Annotated in this window: 15 protein-coding genes; 12 read left to right on the forward strand and 3 right to left on the reverse strand. The window is 39.1% G+C overall.

Annotated features, from left to right (window positions below):
* The first annotated feature begins 161 nt into the window (after positions 1 to 161).
* From FN924_RS18130 to FN924_RS18150, 5 genes are all read left to right on the forward strand, one after another.
* Complete coding sequence (locus FN924_RS18130) at positions 162 to 1,442, forward strand: ABC transporter substrate-binding protein (RefSeq protein WP_143896940.1); 1,281 nt, start codon at positions 162 to 164, stop codon at positions 1,440 to 1,442.
* Positions 1,443 to 1,544: 102 nt separating this feature from the next.
* The gene (locus FN924_RS18135; RefSeq protein WP_143896942.1) at positions 1,545 to 2,396 is read left to right on the forward strand and encodes a carbohydrate ABC transporter permease; all 852 of its coding nucleotides are present in this window, start codon (positions 1,545 to 1,547) and stop codon (positions 2,394 to 2,396) included.
* Position 2,397: 1 nt separating this feature from the next.
* Positions 2,398 to 3,240 carry a carbohydrate ABC transporter permease gene (locus FN924_RS18140; RefSeq protein ID WP_143896943.1) on the forward strand — a complete coding sequence of 281 codons (843 nt, stop codon included), beginning with the start codon at positions 2,398 to 2,400 and terminating at the stop codon, positions 3,238 to 3,240.
* Between the two features lie 39 nt (positions 3,241 to 3,279).
* Positions 3,280 to 5,364 carry a beta-galactosidase gene (locus FN924_RS18145; RefSeq protein ID WP_143896946.1) on the forward strand — a complete coding sequence of 695 codons (2,085 nt, stop codon included), beginning with the start codon at positions 3,280 to 3,282 and terminating at the stop codon, positions 5,362 to 5,364.
* 76 nt (positions 5,365 to 5,440) lie between these two features.
* Positions 5,441 to 6,280 (forward strand): AraC family transcriptional regulator, encoded by an 840-nt coding sequence (locus FN924_RS18150; protein ID WP_143896948.1) that lies wholly within the window; start codon positions 5,441 to 5,443, stop codon positions 6,278 to 6,280.
* A gap of 23 nt (positions 6,281 to 6,303) precedes the next feature.
* Here the strand turns inward: FN924_RS18150 and FN924_RS18155 are convergent, their stop codons facing one another.
* On the reverse strand, positions 6,304 to 6,642 hold the full coding sequence (locus FN924_RS18155) for a hypothetical protein (RefSeq protein ID WP_143896950.1): 339 nt from the start codon (positions 6,640 to 6,642) through the stop codon (positions 6,304 to 6,306).
* Positions 6,643 to 6,842: 200 nt separating this feature from the next.
* On the opposite strand from FN924_RS18155, the gene FN924_RS18160 reads away from it, so the two are divergent.
* From FN924_RS18160 to FN924_RS18175, 4 genes are all read left to right on the forward strand, one after another.
* Complete coding sequence (locus tag FN924_RS18160; RefSeq protein ID WP_143897288.1) at positions 6,843 to 8,204, forward strand: cytochrome ubiquinol oxidase subunit I; 1,362 nt, start codon at positions 6,843 to 6,845, stop codon at positions 8,202 to 8,204.
* A gap of 15 nt (positions 8,205 to 8,219) precedes the next feature.
* Positions 8,220 to 9,266, forward strand: a complete 1,047-nt coding sequence (locus FN924_RS18165; protein ID WP_143896952.1) for a cytochrome d ubiquinol oxidase subunit II — start codon at positions 8,220 to 8,222, stop codon at positions 9,264 to 9,266.
* A 195-nt stretch (positions 9,267 to 9,461) separates the two neighbouring features.
* Positions 9,462 to 9,893, forward strand: coding sequence for an undecaprenyl-diphosphatase (locus FN924_RS18170; RefSeq protein ID WP_228409508.1), 432 nt, complete (start codon positions 9,462 to 9,464; stop codon positions 9,891 to 9,893).
* A gap of 91 nt (positions 9,894 to 9,984) precedes the next feature.
* A complete protein-coding gene (locus tag FN924_RS18175; protein WP_143896956.1) occupies positions 9,985 to 10,494 on the forward strand; it encodes a type 1 glutamine amidotransferase domain-containing protein in 510 nt (169 codons plus the stop codon).
* Between the two features lie 56 nt (positions 10,495 to 10,550).
* On the opposite strand, the gene FN924_RS18180 is transcribed toward FN924_RS18175, so the two are convergent.
* Positions 10,551 to 10,814 (reverse strand): hypothetical protein, encoded by a 264-nt coding sequence (locus FN924_RS18180; RefSeq protein ID WP_143896958.1) that lies wholly within the window; start codon positions 10,812 to 10,814, stop codon positions 10,551 to 10,553.
* Positions 10,815 to 10,915: 101 nt separating this feature from the next.
* Between FN924_RS18180 and FN924_RS18185 the strand changes: the two genes are divergently transcribed.
* On the forward strand, positions 10,916 to 11,593 hold the full coding sequence (locus FN924_RS18185; RefSeq protein ID WP_143896960.1) for an NAD(P)H-dependent oxidoreductase: 678 nt from the start codon (positions 10,916 to 10,918) through the stop codon (positions 11,591 to 11,593).
* A 53-nt stretch (positions 11,594 to 11,646) separates the two neighbouring features.
* Here the strand turns inward: FN924_RS18185 and FN924_RS18190 are convergent, their stop codons facing one another.
* A complete protein-coding gene (locus FN924_RS18190; RefSeq protein WP_143897289.1) occupies positions 11,647 to 13,107 on the reverse strand; it encodes an aldehyde dehydrogenase family protein in 1,461 nt (486 codons plus the stop codon).
* A gap of 205 nt (positions 13,108 to 13,312) precedes the next feature.
* Between FN924_RS18190 and FN924_RS18195 the strand changes: the two genes are divergently transcribed.
* Positions 13,313 to 14,164, forward strand: a complete 852-nt coding sequence (locus FN924_RS18195) for an alpha/beta fold hydrolase (RefSeq protein WP_228409509.1) — start codon at positions 13,313 to 13,315, stop codon at positions 14,162 to 14,164.
* Positions 14,157 to 15,368, forward strand: a complete 1,212-nt coding sequence (locus FN924_RS18200; RefSeq protein ID WP_143896962.1) for a SpoIIE family protein phosphatase — start codon at positions 14,157 to 14,159, stop codon at positions 15,366 to 15,368. The genes FN924_RS18195 and FN924_RS18200 overlap by 8 nt, the downstream gene beginning before the upstream one ends.
* Positions 15,369 to 15,925 lie beyond the last annotated feature (557 nt).

The following is a 15,925-nucleotide window of genomic DNA, read 5'->3' on the forward strand; positions in this document are numbered from 1 at the left end:
CCCTTTCTAGCTTTTATACTTTCATATTCTTATATTAATTATGAAAATTATTATATTCCATCCTTATTGAAAACGCTTTATACTCGAACATAACAGGAAACATAAAATAAATTATGCTTCCATTGTTTTCTTTAGTTTATTAATAAAATGGAGGGTCAGAAATGAAAAAAACTCTATTAGTGTTCAGCTTCCTACTAATTGCAGCTTTTGCGTTAACCGCTTGTGGAGGGAATAACGGAGAGGCATCGAGCAATGAAGGAGAAAGCACCAAAGGTGAACTAACAATGTGGGCTACAAATATTAACGTACCCGTTCTAGAAAAAGCTGGAGAACTATATAAAAAGGAACATCCAGATTTCAAGCTTAACGTTGTAGAAATGAATAATGAAGATATTGATAAGAAATTAAAAATTGGTTTACAAGCAGGAAATGAAGGATTACCAGATGCAATGTTAAATGTAGATGATGGTCTATCTGGACTTTTCTATAACTTCCCAGATGCATTCGTTAATCTTTCTGAGAAAGGCTTTGATAAACACAAAGATCAATTCCCATCTTATAAGATCGATAGCGTTTCTTATGAAGGAGATATATACGCATTCCCGTTTGATGCAGGTCCAGTTGGACTTTTCTACCGTACAGACTTATTTGAACAAGCGGGTGTTGATGCAAGTCAAATCAAAACATGGGATGACTACGTTGAAGCTGGTAAGAAAATTAAAGAAGCAACTGGTGTGAAGATGCTAAGCTACGATGCCAATGAGTCTACCGTTTATACCATTTTATTAAGCCAACAAGGTATGGGTTATTTTAACGGAGATAAAGAGACGACCATCGCAACAGAGGAGTCCATCAACGCTGCAACCTTATTCCAAGATTTAGCGGAAAATGATCTACTAATTGGTACAAACGGTTGGAGTCCATGGGTAACCTCCCTATCAGAAGGGCAAACGGCTACCGCAATGGCTGGGGCATGGTTAATCGGAACATTAGAACAACAAGTTCCAGATTCTGCAGGTAACTGGGGTGTCATGCCGCTTCCAACATTCGGTGAGGATGGAAGTGGAGCAGCTAACCAAGGTGGGAGCTCCTTCACGATTAACGCTAAAAGTCCAAACGCAGATTTAGCATACGACTTCCTAGAGTTCTTCGTTACTTCTTATGAAGCACAAGAAATTGCGATGGAAGGCGGCTTATTCCCTACTTATGCACCAGTCTATGATTCTGAGCTATTCTCTCAAGAGCTTGAATATTTTGGTGGACAAAAAGCATGGGAGTTCTTCGCAGGACAAATGGATAAGATTCCTTCTGTAAACTATACCGTTAATGATGTAGTAGCTCGTGAGGAAGTAGTTAAATCTCAAGCAGAAGTCGTAAATGGTACAGATCCCAAAAAATCGTTAGAGAGTGCGAAGGATCGTGTAGAAACAAGATTAAAATAATGGATTATATGAGGAAGCAGAGAAAAGATGTCCCCTTATCTTTTCTCTTTCCTTACTTTAGTTAAGATATCAACACGGTAGTAAACATTGGAGGAAAACGAGATGTCATACAAACGGCTCACGCCCTATCTGTTTTTAGCTCCAGCAATCCTATTATTCTTATGCTTTACCGCCTATCCAATTGTAGCTTCCTTAATCTTAAGCTTTCAAAAATTAGAGGGCGGGACGTATGTTTTTGCTGGACTTGCCAATTACAGTCGTTTATTTCAAGATAGCGTCTTCTATGAGGCATTAAAAAATACATTCATTTTCTTGATTGTGCAAGTACCGATTATGCTATTTCTTGCTCTTGTTCTAGCAAATGCCTTAAATAGTAGACTTCTAAAACTACGAGGAGTTTTTCGAGTAGGTTTCTTTATGCCTGCAGTAACGTCCTTAGTTGCCTATGCCATTCTGTTCTCCATCATGCTCCAAGATACCGGGCTTATCAACCAGTTCTTAGCGTTGTTCGGAGTAGAAAACATTAAATGGCTATCCACCCCGTTTTGGGCAAAATTCTCCATTATTATGGCAATGACTTGGAGATGGACTGGTTATAACATGGTAATTTATTTAGCTGCGATGCAAAATATACCAGAAGAATTATATGAAGCAGCATCTTTAGATGGTGCAGGTAAGTTTAGACAGTTCTTAAACATAACAATTCCACAGTTAAAACCAGTCATTTTATTCACGGCTATCATTTCAACCATTTCCACGTTGCAGTTATTCGATGAACCGTATAATTTAACCAATGGCGGTCCAGCTGATGCAACGTTAACCTTAGGACTTTATATTTATCGCGTTGGTTTTAGTTATTTTGATTTTGGATATGCGTCCGCAATGGCTTATATCATTGTAGTCATCGTCGCTATCCTATCTTATATCCAATTAAAAGTTGCAGGAGATGATTAAGATGAAAAAAACAAGTCAAAAAACAAACAAACTAGTATCGAAAGTGTTCTTGTATTTCTTTTTACTTGTGTTTTTGTTCATCTCTATCTTTCCGTTTTATTGGATGTTTGTTGGATCAACCAATCATACAAGTAAAATGTTTACCAACCCACCAACCTTAACATTTGGCGATCAGTTCATGACAAACTTAACGAATCTTAATGATTCGATTGGCATTTTTCGAGTTCTATTTAACTCTCTTTTTGTCTCTCTCGTATTTGTTGTGTTATCTTTATTGGTTTGTACATTTGCAGCGTACGCCCTGTCCAAATTTAAATTTAGAGGTAGAAATACTATCTTTATGACGTTTGTGCTTTCTATGATGATTCCATACCAAGCAACGATTATTCCGTTGTTTCGTATGATGACAGAATTTAATCTATTAAATACTTACTTTGCACTGATAGCACCACAGCTTTGCTTTCCATTTGCCATTTTTTTAATGAGACAAAACTTTTTAGCATTTCCCGACTCTCTTATTGAGTCTTCTAGAATCGACGGTGCTGGCGAATTTAGAATTTTTTGGTCGGTCGTATTACCATCGATGAAGCCAGCTCTTGCTGCTACGTCCATTTACCTGTTTATGATGCAATGGAACAACTTTATGTGGCCATTAGTAGCCGTTAACTCTCCGGAAATGTACACATTTCCAGTGGCTTTATCTAGTTTAATAGGGATTTCGATGATTGACTACGGTCAAATCATGGTAGGCATTTCCATCGCCACTATCCCAATTATTATCTTTTTCTTGTTATTACAAAGACATTTCATTGCCGGCATGCTTGGCAGTGCAGTAAAAGGCTAACGCCAAACCAATAAAACAACGATGTGAGGAGTTTTCGCTATGGCTAAGAAATATCCAACCATTCATAAAAGTGTAAAAGGATTTATGCATGGAGGAGATTATAATCCGGATCAATGGCTCCGCTATCCAGATATTTTAGAAGAGGATCTTCGTCTAATGAAATTAGCGAAATGTAATACATTCTCGATTAATATATTTAGTTGGGCAGCCATCGAGCCAGAAGAAGGGAACTACTCCTTTGAATGGTTAGATAAAATAATGGATGACCTTGCGGAAAATGGGTCCCACGTCATCTTGGCAACACCAAGTGGATCCAGGCCTGCATGGCTCTCCCAAAAATACCCGGAAGTATTAAGAGTGGAAAGCAATCGGGTTCGAAATCTGCACGGGTTAAGACATAACCATTGTTTTACCTCTCCAGTTTACAGAGAAAAGACAGCTGCTTTAAATCGTATGCTTGCAGAACGGTACAAAGATCACCCTGCCTTAATCATGTGGCACGTATCGAACGAATATGGTGGGGAATGTCATTGTGATTTGTGCCAAGATGCTTTTCGTAGCTGGCTGAAACAAAAATATAAAACATTAGATCACTTAAACCATGCCTGGTGGACAGGGTTCTGGAGTCATACCTTTACTGACTGGGATCAAATCGAATCTCCAGCACCACATGGCGAGTACCAAGTGCACGGACATAATCTCGACTGGAAACGGTTTGTGACAGATCAGACGATTGATTTTTATAAAAATGAAATTGTTCCGCTAAGAGAAATCACGCCGGATATCCCCGTAACGACGAACTTTATGGGGGATTATCCTAAGATGGGACCGTATCTTGGCTTAAACTATCAAAGGTTTGCACAGGAAGTAGATGTTGTGACGTGGGATAGCTATCCAGCTTGGCATAGTAGCTACCAGGAAAACTGGGAGCTTGCTAGAGATGTGGCGTTTGTCCATGATTTGTTCCGCTCGTTAAAAGGTGGCCAACCGTTTCTTATTTTAGAAAGTACACCTAGTCTCGTAAACTGGCATACGATTAATCGGGCCAAGCGACCAGGCATGCATATGTTATCCTCCATGCAATCTATCGCACACGGATCCGACTCCGTCATGTATTTCCAATGGAGAAAAGGACGCGGAGCTTCTGAAAAGTTTCACGGTGCGGTGGTGGACCATGCCGGACATGAGCATACTCGAGTATTTCGTGAGGTAACCGAAGTTGGACACGTTTTAGAAAAGATTCAAGATGTAGTGGGTACGGCTGTACAAGCAGAGGTTGCGATTATTTATGATTGGGAAAACCAATGGGCAATCGACGATGCTCAAGCATTAAAAAGAGAAAACAAAGAATACATTAAAACGTGCCAGCAGCATTACCAAGCTTTCTGGAAAAAAGGAGTTCCCGTTGATATCATATCTATGGATCAAGATGTATCGGATTACAAATTAGTCATCGCTCCTATGCTTTACATGGTTCGACCAGGAGTTGCCGAGCGAATTGAACAGTTCGTCGAGGATGGTGGTACGTTTGTTGCCACTTACTGGAGTGGGATTGTTGATGAAAATGACCTTTGTTTCTTAGGAGGCTTCCCAGGGCCTCTCCGTAACGTATTAGGGATTTGGGTGGAGGAAATTGATTCCCTTTATGAAACGCAATTCAACGAAGTGCAATTCATAGATACCGAGACCGCGAATGGAGCTGCGGTTTACGCCGCACGAGATTACTGTGAAGTTATTCACGCAGAACAAGCCGAAGTGTTAGCAGAATTTAGACATGACTTTTATAAAGGGTCGCCTGCTGTCACAAAGAATAGGATAGGAAGCGGTTCTGCGTATTATCTCGCATCACGAAATAGTGCAAAGTTTCAGGACGATTTTTATCAGAGGCTTATGGACGAGTTAGGGATTCTCCCCCCGTTATTAGACATACCAAAAAAAGTGAGTGTACAGAAAAGAAGCGATGGGGTTCACGATTATTTATTCGTAATGAACTTTGATGATTCCGCTCAACAGATTGAATTAATAGAAGGTCAAACCCATACGAATCTACTAACAGATCAAGAAATGAGTGGGAAGATAGAGCTGGAAGGATACGGTGTCGTCGTGTTGAAGAGTAGTCAATGAATAGTAAATAAAGGCCTGGGAAATTCCAGGTCTTTGCTATAATAATAAAAAGTGTTGTGTCCTAGGGGAGATTTCTATGGAGAACGTAAAAATCCGCCATACCTTTTCTACAATTGAAAAATCGTTACCTTTATTTATTGAAAGCATTGGATTCAATCCGCAGGAAGAAGATTTTGCACGCCCCGAAGGATATCCATATTATCACTGGCTACAAACGTTAGAAGGTACTGGATCCTTTTCCTTTTCAGGAGAAGAATATATTTTAACTCCCGGCAAAGGAATTTTTTTAACGCCATTTACTCCTCATTCCTATCGAACTACCGGGACTAAATGGTCCACCTTATATGTGACGTTCGGTGGTTCCTCTGTCGACTCTATATTAAACTCTTTGGAGCTTAACTTTTCCGCACTTTACACAGAATCTGATGACGTTCCTTTTTCTTCTTTACTTCTAGACATGCTAAAGAAGGTCGAGAAAGATTCTGAGTTTACTAAGTTAGAATTGTCCCGTGATTTATATAGTTTTATTATTATGCTTAAGCAGTACGGAAAATTAAAAATGCAACGATCTTTATCCGATTCCTTCGATAAAATTAAGCCTGTTGTTGAATGGCTAGAAGAGCACTATTCCGAGAATATTGGATTGGCGGAAATGGCGGATATTATGAAAATGAGCTCTCAGTATTTAACGACAATCTTTCGTGGAACCTTTGGAATTAGTCCATACTCCTTCCTCATTCAGCTTCGGATTAGAGAAGCTAAAAAGAAGCTGTTGGCAGATCATAGCATCCCTTTAAAAGAAATCGCGGAACAGGTTGGGTTTAATGATGTAAGTCATTTCGTAGCTACTTTTCGCAAAATAGAAGGAATTACACCAAAAAAATATCGAAACTTATTTAATAAAAAGCTTCAATAAACCGTGGTTTATTGAAGCTTTAGTTATGGTTCAAGAACTCGTTTCATCTGAATAATTTTTGTATGTACCACATCATTACATTTTGGAACGTACCTTTTCAAGAAAGGAACAATATCTTCTACATATTCTTCTACATTTTTCTTTTCTTGCGCTTCTTCCGGAATATTTAATACAAACCTTGCTAGCACCTGTGTTTCTAGGCATCCATTCGACGTATTAAAGCTAGGCTTCGATATAGAGACAACCTCCTCTGTAACGATACAATCCGGGAGAGATAGAAGCTCATTCCGAATAGACTGTTCTATATCTTCCTTCGTGTGTATTCGAATTACGCATTCCGCATAAGTAATAACCTCAATCACATGAACCGCCTCCGAAACAATCTGGTAGTCCTATTATATCATACCAACCCATTCGACAGGTGCCTGTCACCACCCGAAAAATCTTGTTTCACATGTTTCACAGTAAGACTATAAAAGGAAGTTTTATATTCCAATACATAACTATCCCACTGGTGGAAAATAATAGGTCGTGTAAATATGACGAGAGGAAGAAACGAATGATGGATGATGTTTTAATAGCTCGATCTTTATTTGGCACAACCATGGCCTTTCATATAATTTTTGCAACAATCGGAGTAGGGCTTCCCTTAATGATTTTGACAGCAGAGCTCCTTTATCAAAAAACGAAGAACTATGAATATGTGGTGATGGCGAAACGTTGGACGAAAGCCTTCGCTGTATTACTTGGGGTCGGAATTCCAACTGGTACCATCGCCGGGGTTCAGTTATCGCTTCTATGGCCAGGGTTTATGGAGGTTATCGGTCGAGTTATGCCACTACCCTTCCAAATCGAAATCTATGCTTTCTTTGTGGAAGCACTATTTATGTCCATTTATGTGTATGCAGCAGAGCGAATCAAGCCGTGGATGCGTATTGTCAGTCTTACTTTGGTTGCTCTTGGCGCATTGGCATCTGCCGTCTTAATTACAAATGTCCACTCCTTCCAAGGTACACCTGCTGGCTTTCGAATCGAGAACGGTGAAATTGTTGACGTCGATCCATGGGCAGCATTTTTCAATCCAGGCTTTGGAGTCACTGCTCTACATGTGGCCCTCTCCGCTTATGTCGTTGGAGCGTTTATTGTCGCCTCTGTATCTGCCTATAAAATGCTGAAGAATAAGTATGGATCACGGTTGTATAAGTTTCACCAAAGAGCCTTGATGGTTAGCTTAGTAATGGGGGCCATATTCTCCTTCTTAACCGCTATTAACGGGCACGAATCCGCCCAATTCCTACATGAATATCAGCCAGAGAAATTAGCTGCTGCAGAGGGGTTGTTTGAAACCCAATCCCATGCGCCACTGGCAATCGGTGGATTTACAGACAAGGAGACACAAGAAGTGAAAGGAGCCATTGAAATTCCATGGGCATTGAGCTTTTTGGCAGGAAATAGCTTTGAAACAGAGGTCGTCGGATTAAACGATTTCCCAGAAGAGCTTTGGCCTCCGTTATATATTCACACACTATTTAACCTGATGGTCGGGATTGGCTCTCTCCTCATTTTCATCTCGTTTTCTGGCCTTATATGGAAGAAGCTACTCAAAAAAGAGCGTTTCCCGAAGTTTTATTTTTTGATTCTAATATTGTCCGGCCCCTTATCACTCATTGCAATTGAAGCTGGATGGATTTTTGCTTGTACAGGACGACAACCTTGGGTCATATACCGAGTGTTAAAAACAGCTGAAGCTGCTACAGAAGCAAATAACTTAGGAGTTCTCTCTATTTTATTTATCATTATTTACTTTATCTTAGCTGTCGCGGTTGTTTCCGTGCTTCTATATTACTTCCGAAAAAATACCGTAATGGATGATTTTAAACGAGCAGAGGAAAAAGGATTGCTCTTATACCGTACAAACGATTAGTAGGAGGCGGAAAATATGACTGATGCATTACTGGCAATCACCGTATTATGGGGATTTGTTTTCATTTACGCTGTTATGGCCACCATGGATTTTGGAGCAGGGTTCTGGTCCATGATTTATCTTAATCGCGATCGAACACAAGCGACCAATATCGCGAATCGTTATCTATCTCCAACATGGGAGGTCACGAACACATTTATCGTTGCCTTAGTAGTGGCTATCTATAGCCTTTTTCCTAAAGCTACGTACACGCTCGGAACGATTCTTCTAGTGCCAGGTAGCATGATTTTACTTTTACTTGCTCTACGTAGTGCTTTCCTAGTATTTTCAAACATTGCAACAGAATACCGTAAACCACTTACGTACATATCCGGTATTAGTGGCATCATTATTCCCGGCATTTTAATCAGTGTCCTTCCCATCACCCACGGCCATTACATAGATGTGGTAGATGGAGTAGCCAATCTTAATCTCCAAAGGCTATTTACGAGCCCGAACGAATATGCCTTTATCGGATTTGCAATCTGCAGTACGCTGTTTCTCTCCTCTCTATTGCTAGCGGATTATTCAAAGGTTTCTAGGGAGATGGATGCATACAAAGTCTATCTGAGAGACGCGAGAATTTTAGGTCCCATTACATTGGCCATGGCCTTTTTAGTGATGTACACGTTAAAGCATGAAGCAGCTTGGCTGTATAGTCGAATGCTACAAGATCTTCCGCTTCTGCTCGTATCGGTAACATTCTTTATTATGGGAGGACTAGGAGTCTTTCTTCCGTCCTTTTTTGAAAAAGGGGTTCGTGGAATGCCTAGACTTTCGGTCATCACGATTACAATTCAATACTTAATCGCAAGCTATGTGTACGGAAAAGCCCATTTACCGTATATTATTTATCCTGACATCACGATACACGCTGCATTTACAGACCCGAACTCCTTTCGAGCGGTGTTCACTACCTATATCGTCGGCTTTGCTATTCTGTTCCCTGGATTCATTTATTTCTGGAGTCTGTTTATGAAAGACAAAAAGTATTTGCGACAAGCTGCCGAAGGAAAAGAATAAGGTCAAGGATTCCTCTTTCTTCTATAAACACGTATAATTTCGTTAGGAAGAAGGAGGAATCAAACATGGATATTCAAGCTGTTAACGTCCAAGTTTTTCGTTGGATTTATAATCTTAGCAAAGAAGTACCGTTTCTAAATCCAGTCCTAGCCTTTATTGCAGACTATATGCTATACATCATTGGAGTCGCCGCTATTGCCTTTCTCATTTTTGGAAAAAAGAAAGAAAGAAAGAATTATGGTGCTTTACGCAAGCATTACTGCCCTTATATCCGTATCGATCGGAAAAATTGCCGGTCAACTGCATCAAAATCTTCAGCCCTTTGCGGAACTAGAAGGTGTCCATAAACTAATAGAAAAGGAAGTAAACAATTCCTTTCCTAGCGATCACACGATTTTAGTTTTTTCATTTTGTATCATGTTTAGCTTATTTTTGAGCAAATGGAAGAAAAGCTGGGTGATGTTGGCTAGCCTAGTTGGATTTTCTAGAATTTGGGTTGGCGTTCATTACCCTGGTGATGTCATCGTCGGAGCCATCATTGCTACTTCTATTGCAGTCGTCATGCTGAAACTCCACAATCGTGTTTCCAAGCAACAGATAGATGAAAAACAGGAGATGAACCTTTAAGTTGGCTCCTTATTTCCTAGTTTTAATAGAATTTGTTCAGGGAATATAAAGTAACACAACATAACTTGTACAACATAAAGGAGGATGCAAGATGGGCAAAAAAATCGCAACACTTATCACCAACCTTTTTGAGGATGTAGAATATACAGAGCCGGTACAAGCCTATAAAGAGGCTGGACATGAGGTTATTACAATTGGCAAGCCTTCTGAAAAAGTAGTTACTGGTAAAAAGGATACAAAAGTGAGCATAGATAAGTCGATCGAAGACGTTCAACCTTCAGACTTTGATGCATTATTAATTCCAGGAGGATTTTCTCCTGACCAACTGCGGGAGGATGACCGCTTTGGTGAGTTTGCAAAAGCATTTATGGAAGCAGACAAGCCTGTATTCGCAATTTGTCATGGGCCTCAAGTATTAATTGATACAGATCTTCTTAATGGAGTCGACATGACAGGTTATAAATCGATTCGAAATGATTTAAAAAATGCTGGCGCTACCTATAAAGACGAAGAGGTTGTAGTAAGTAAAAATATTGTTACAAGTCGCGAGCCAAAGGATATTCCGGCGTTCAACCGTGAATCCTTAAAGCTTTTAGGATAAAGAATCCACACGAAAAATCCTGTGTAGAGATTGTTCTCTATACAGGATTTTTCATGTTAATGATACATAGATTGAACCTGATCCAAATCCTTTAAAAATAAATGAACCTCTTCTTGAGTCAAGAGGATTGGAATCTGATCATATAGTGTGATAATTTGACCATCGATATCATTTTCGTGCTTTTTTAAGTAGTGATAAAGGTTAGTTAATTGATTTTCTTTTATTGTAGTTACGGTGGATACGTTTTTTACTTTTCTTAAGGAGAATTCATTGACAGTAGAATCAAATTCCCCTGATATAATTTGTCCCTCGATTAACATTCCGTTTCCTCCTATAAAGAATTTCTATTAGTGTACCCAAAGCGTAATAATTGATTTACTAGGGAAAAATACGTTATACAAATAGAAAGGAGTGTGACAAAATGCGTGACAAAAATGAATTAAAAAAAGACATTCTTGATGCTTTTACATTTCGACATGCGACCAAAGAGTTCGACCCCAACAAAAAAATATCAGATGACGACTTCCGTTTCATCTTAGAAACAGGCCGTTTATCCCCAAGCTCCTTCGGTTTTGAGCCCTGGCGCTTCGTCGTTGTTCAAAACCCTGAGCTTCGTGATAAGATTAAGCATTCTTCTTGGGGGGCTTTCAGTAAACTTCCTGATGCAAGTCATTTCGTCGTATATTTAGCAAGAACAAAAGTAGACACGGTCTATGACTCCAAATATTTAAAAGATCACTTATTGAATGTTTCCAAATTCCCTGAAGAAATGTTAGGGAAATTTCTAGAACGAGTAGAAGAATTCCAAAGAGACGACTTTAAATTATTGGATGGAGATCGCCCGCTGTATGATTGGGCATCCAAACAGACATACATTGCCCTTGCCAACATGATGACAGCAGCAGCCCAAATTGGCATTGATTCTTGTCCAATTGAAGGGTTTAATATAGAGAAGATGAATGAAATTCTAGAGGAAGAAGGGTTACTGGAAGACGGACATTTCAGCATATCTGTCATGGCTGCATTTGGATATCGAAAACAGGATCCTCGTCCTAAAACTCGAAGAGACATTGATGATATAGTAAAATGGGTGAAATAATATTCATTCATAAAAATCCCTATCTACGCATATGTAGACAGGGATTTTTTAACTTAATTTTGTTTAAAGAACGGGAAGAAACGATCTTCTTCCTGAACACTAACCCATTTAACAGTTGTAAATTTCTCAATGGCCCATTCGCCACCGAAGCGTCCTACACCAGAGCCTTTTTCGCCACCAAATGCTACGTGCGCTTCTTCGTTTACAGACTGGTCATTGACATGAATCATGCCGGTTTCGATTTGTTTCGCAACCTTCACACCGTGATGAATGTCCCCGCTAAAGACAGAACCACTTAATCCGAATGGAGAATCGTTGGCGATACGAATAGCATCCTCTTCATCCTTCGCTTTAATGACAGAGGAAACAGGTCCGAACATTTCATTTTGAGCAACCGCCATATCATTCGTTACGTTACTTAGAATCGTTGGATAAAGAACATTTCCTTCTGCTTGTCCACCAATTTCTACTTTAGCACCTTTTGCTTTGCTACTTTCAATTTCCTCTTGGATTCTTTTCACTTCACTCGCGTTAATTAATGGACCTACGGCAACCTCTGGATCAGATGGATCTCCAGCTTTTAATTGACTTACCTTGTCTTTGAACACTTTTAAGAACGAATCATGGATACTTTCATCCACAATCACGCGGTTTAAGGACATACAAATTTGACCTTGGTGTAAATAGGCACCAAATGCCGCTGCTTCTGCCGCACGTTCTATATCCGCATCCTTCAATACGATTAAGACATTATTTCCACCAAGTTCAAGCGCCACATCTTTTAGCGTACGCCCTGCAATCTCACCAATTCTACGGCCAACTTCAGTTGAACCAGTGAAGGATACAAGCTTCGGAATAGGGTGCTCCACGATGTCGTCGCCAATCTCGGAGCCTTTCCCTACAATTACACTAAGAACTCCTTTCGGTAGCCCTGCTTGTTCAAAAATATCTGCTAAAAGAAAACCTGAAGTGATTGGTGTAGCAGATGCAGGTTTTAGAACCACGCTGTTTCCTGTTGCAAGTGCAGGAGCAACAGAACGCATTGTTAACACTAATGGAAAGTTCCATGGACAAATAACCGTTACGACCCCTTTAGCGGATCGATAAATCCGATTTTCTTTTCCAGGAACATCAGATGGTAAAATGGAACCAGTCATACGGTATGGGAAAGACGATGCTTCCTTCAATGTTCCTACAGTTGCTCCCCATTCAATTTCTGCTTTTAATCTCGTACTTCCAGATTCCTTAACTAACCAATCAATAACCTCATCTTTACGTTCAATAAACAGCTGTGCTGCTTTTTCAATGACTGCTCTCTTTTCTCCGGGACCTTTGTTTTCCCAAGCTTTTTGAGCATCTTTAGCCGCTTCATAGGCACGGTTTAAATCTTCTTTGGAAGCTCCCTTAATTTCGTTAAGCACTTCATTAGTATATGGATTTGTGTTCGTAACGACACTATTACTTGTACCTTCCACCCATTCACCAGCAATAAATTGTTTTGTATATTTTTCCATTTTATCTCGTCCTTTCGTATCAAAGATTATTGCCTTCATTCTCGGTTTAAACCTTTTTGCCTTGTTTTGCAAACTTTCTGCTCGTAGTATGTAGCACTATTATAAAAAAATGTGTTTTTTTCCTATTTTTCAATCTCCTTCCTCCTTTAATTATCAGGAAAATGTTATGATGTTACAAGACAAAACTTTTAAGGGGAGTTAGTTTGTGAGCAACCAATCAATTATTACTCGAAATAATGTACAAATCCGTGGAAAAGGGAAGCAACCTATTATTTTTGCTTCCGGATTCGGTTGTGATCAAACCGTATGGAACCACGTATCCGATTCATTTGAAGAAGACTATCAAATTATCCTTTTTGATTATGTAGGATTAGGGAAATCAGATCTATCTGCTTTTAATTCGACGAAATACAGTCATTTGTCAGGATATGTACAGGATGTGTTAGATATCTGTTCTACTCTGGAAGTAAAAAATGCCATTTTTGTTGGTCATTCCGTTAGCGGTATGATTGGAGTTCTCGCTTCCCTTCAAAAACCAGAGTATTTTTCTGACTTAATTATGATTGGACCATCCCCACGCTACCTTAATGATCCTCCAGAGTATTACGGAGGATTTGAGAAACAGGATTTACTAGACTTGGTAAATATGATGGAAAAAAATTATATCGGATGGGCTAATATGTTTTCTTCCACACTTCTAAATACATCTGACCGCAAAGATGTAGCAAACGAGCTGGAGGATCGATTCTGTTCCACTGACCCGGCAATTACGCAAGCATTCGCTAATGCCTGTTTCTTTGCTGATAATCGTAAGGATTTACCTCTTGTAACAGTGCCATCTCATATTCTACAATGTTCCGAGGACGTTATTGCTCCTAGAAACGTAGGAGAGTACTTAATAGAGCATTTACCAAATAGCACGATATCTTTTATGAATGCGGTTGGTCACTGCCCACACATGACAGATCCAGAGGAAACCGTTTCTGTTATACGCGCATATTTATGTGGTAAAACTAAGAATGATCGACAATATTTAGGTGAACCCAATAATGGATGAACAACTAAACAAGGCCCCTTGTGGGTTTATGACTTTATCGAAAAACGGAAATGTTCTGTCAGTGAATGAGATGCTCATGAAAATTTTGGATTACCCATCTCAAAAAGAAGTGATTATAGGGACACATATTCATACCATTCTCCCCAACTCATCACGGCTGTTTTTTCAACTTTACTTTATGCCTCTCATTATGGCTAAACATTTCATAGAAGAAATGCACCTAACGCTAATTTCTTATAGTGGAGAAGAGATTCCTGTATTACTAAATGCAGCTCTCGACAAAAAAAACCAAACTATATCTTGCATATTTTTTCCTACACGGAAGCGAAATAAGTTAGAAGATGAATTGCTTCATGCTAAACAAAAAGCAGAAATAGCCTATGAGAAAGAAAATAAAGCATTAATTGAATTAAAAGGAGCACTTCAATCACTTGAGGATAAGCAGAAAGAACTTGAAAAGTTAAATGAACAAAACCACACCTATAAAGTAAACACAGAAAAGGAATTGAAACTTGCTAAAAAGATTCAAGAAACAGCCCTAACCAGAGATATTACAAATGAAAGAATTGAAATCTTATCCTTTTACCGTGCATCCCACGAGTTATCAGGTGATATCTTTGGGGTCTACAACATTACCCCGTATAAGTACGGTGTCATTTTATTAGATGTAATGGGACACGGAATATCATCTGCATTAATAACCATGTCCTTACAATCCCTTTTTCACCGATTAATCTCTGAAGGGGTAGCCGCTGAACTGGTCATGCAAGAGTTAGATCAACATTTGCACAATCTGTTTTACAACAATCAAAGTGCCTGGCATTATTGCACAGCCATCTATCTACTTATTGATACAAAAAGAAAGACGATAGAGTATATAAACGGAGGACATACTCCTGCTCTATTCCAAGACTTAAAAGGGGAGCAAAAGGAATTGCATTCATCCAGCCCTCCTTTAGGCATGTTCGAGGGTATTGAGTTTACACCCACTAGACTAAGTTATAAGAACGGGTCTAGATTACTTCTTTATACAGATGGAGTCTCGGAACCTTTAGGGACCCATAACCTAAGCGCTGTGTTGCGGAAATATTCTACATCTCCACTATCTACAACAAAGCAACAAATTGTTTCATCTCTCTTAAACATAGATGTAGATGCCAACAAAAATGATGATCAATGCTTTCTGCTGATTGATTTAAAATAATGGCTCGCCTACTTATTTGGTTGCATGTGATCTTGTATTTATCGAGATTTGCGTTTCTTGCTGGATGACCTTCCCTATTATATGGATTCATATCATGTACACCAAAATTTTTCCCTAAATCTATTTTCTTAATTGCTATTTTGCTAACATGCTGTTAATATTAAAATCAAGATTTGGGAAGCTAATATTCAAACATATTTGAGTCTTTCCAAGCAGATAATTTTTGACCACTTTCCTTAAGGGGAGTTAAGGCAACGGTTCGCCGGGTCAAATGCCGATTGGCAACTTTAGTTGCCTTATTGATTGAGTTAAAAGCTCAAATTTTATAAGTTGGTTACTTTACAACCAGTGCATAAGCACACAACTTGTGAAACGGTCAATAAGAGTGGTAAAAGTAATTATTTGCTATTTAGACTCTGAGTCCTATCAAATGTATTTGAATATTAATTAGTTATTACCCTAAACGTAGGTGTATCCATGTAAATTTTTATGGATGATTTATGCTTTTTAATATTTTAAATATCCAAGCAAGTGTGCGTATTATGCGCGACACTTGC

The sequence above is a fragment of the Radiobacillus deserti genome (genome assembly GCF_007301515.1).
In the GTDB taxonomy this organism is placed as follows: Bacteria; Bacillota; Bacilli; order Bacillales; family Amphibacillaceae; genus Radiobacillus; species Radiobacillus deserti.

Excerpts from the sequence above, each read along its gene's own strand:
- FN924_RS18185 (WP_143896960.1), top strand. The coding sequence starts at position 10,916 with ATGCGTGACAAAAATGAATTAAAAAAAGACATTCTTGATGCTTTTACA.
- FN924_RS18200 (WP_143896962.1), top strand. The coding sequence starts at position 14,157 with ATGGATGAACAACTAAACAAGGCCCCTTGTGGGTTTATGACTTTATCG.
- FN924_RS18160 (WP_143897288.1), top strand. The coding sequence starts at position 6,843 with ATGGATGATGTTTTAATAGCTCGATCTTTATTTGGCACAACCATGGCC.
- FN924_RS18150 (WP_143896948.1), top strand. The coding sequence starts at position 5,441 with ATGGAGAACGTAAAAATCCGCCATACCTTTTCTACAATTGAAAAATCG.
- FN924_RS18145 (WP_143896946.1), top strand. The coding sequence starts at position 3,280 with ATGGCTAAGAAATATCCAACCATTCATAAAAGTGTAAAAGGATTTATG.
- FN924_RS18175 (WP_143896956.1), top strand. The coding sequence starts at position 9,985 with ATGGGCAAAAAAATCGCAACACTTATCACCAACCTTTTTGAGGATGTA.
- FN924_RS18140 (WP_143896943.1), top strand. The coding sequence starts at position 2,398 with ATGAAAAAAACAAGTCAAAAAACAAACAAACTAGTATCGAAAGTGTTC.
- FN924_RS18135 (WP_143896942.1), top strand. The coding sequence starts at position 1,545 with ATGTCATACAAACGGCTCACGCCCTATCTGTTTTTAGCTCCAGCAATC.
- FN924_RS18180 (WP_143896958.1), bottom strand. The coding sequence starts at position 10,814 with ATGTTAATCGAGGGACAAATTATATCAGGGGAATTTGATTCTACTGTC.
- FN924_RS18190 (WP_143897289.1), bottom strand. The coding sequence starts at position 13,107 with ATGGAAAAATATACAAAACAATTTATTGCTGGTGAATGGGTGGAAGGT.
- FN924_RS18165 (WP_143896952.1), top strand. The coding sequence starts at position 8,220 with ATGACTGATGCATTACTGGCAATCACCGTATTATGGGGATTTGTTTTC.
- FN924_RS18130 (WP_143896940.1), top strand. The coding sequence starts at position 162 with ATGAAAAAAACTCTATTAGTGTTCAGCTTCCTACTAATTGCAGCTTTT.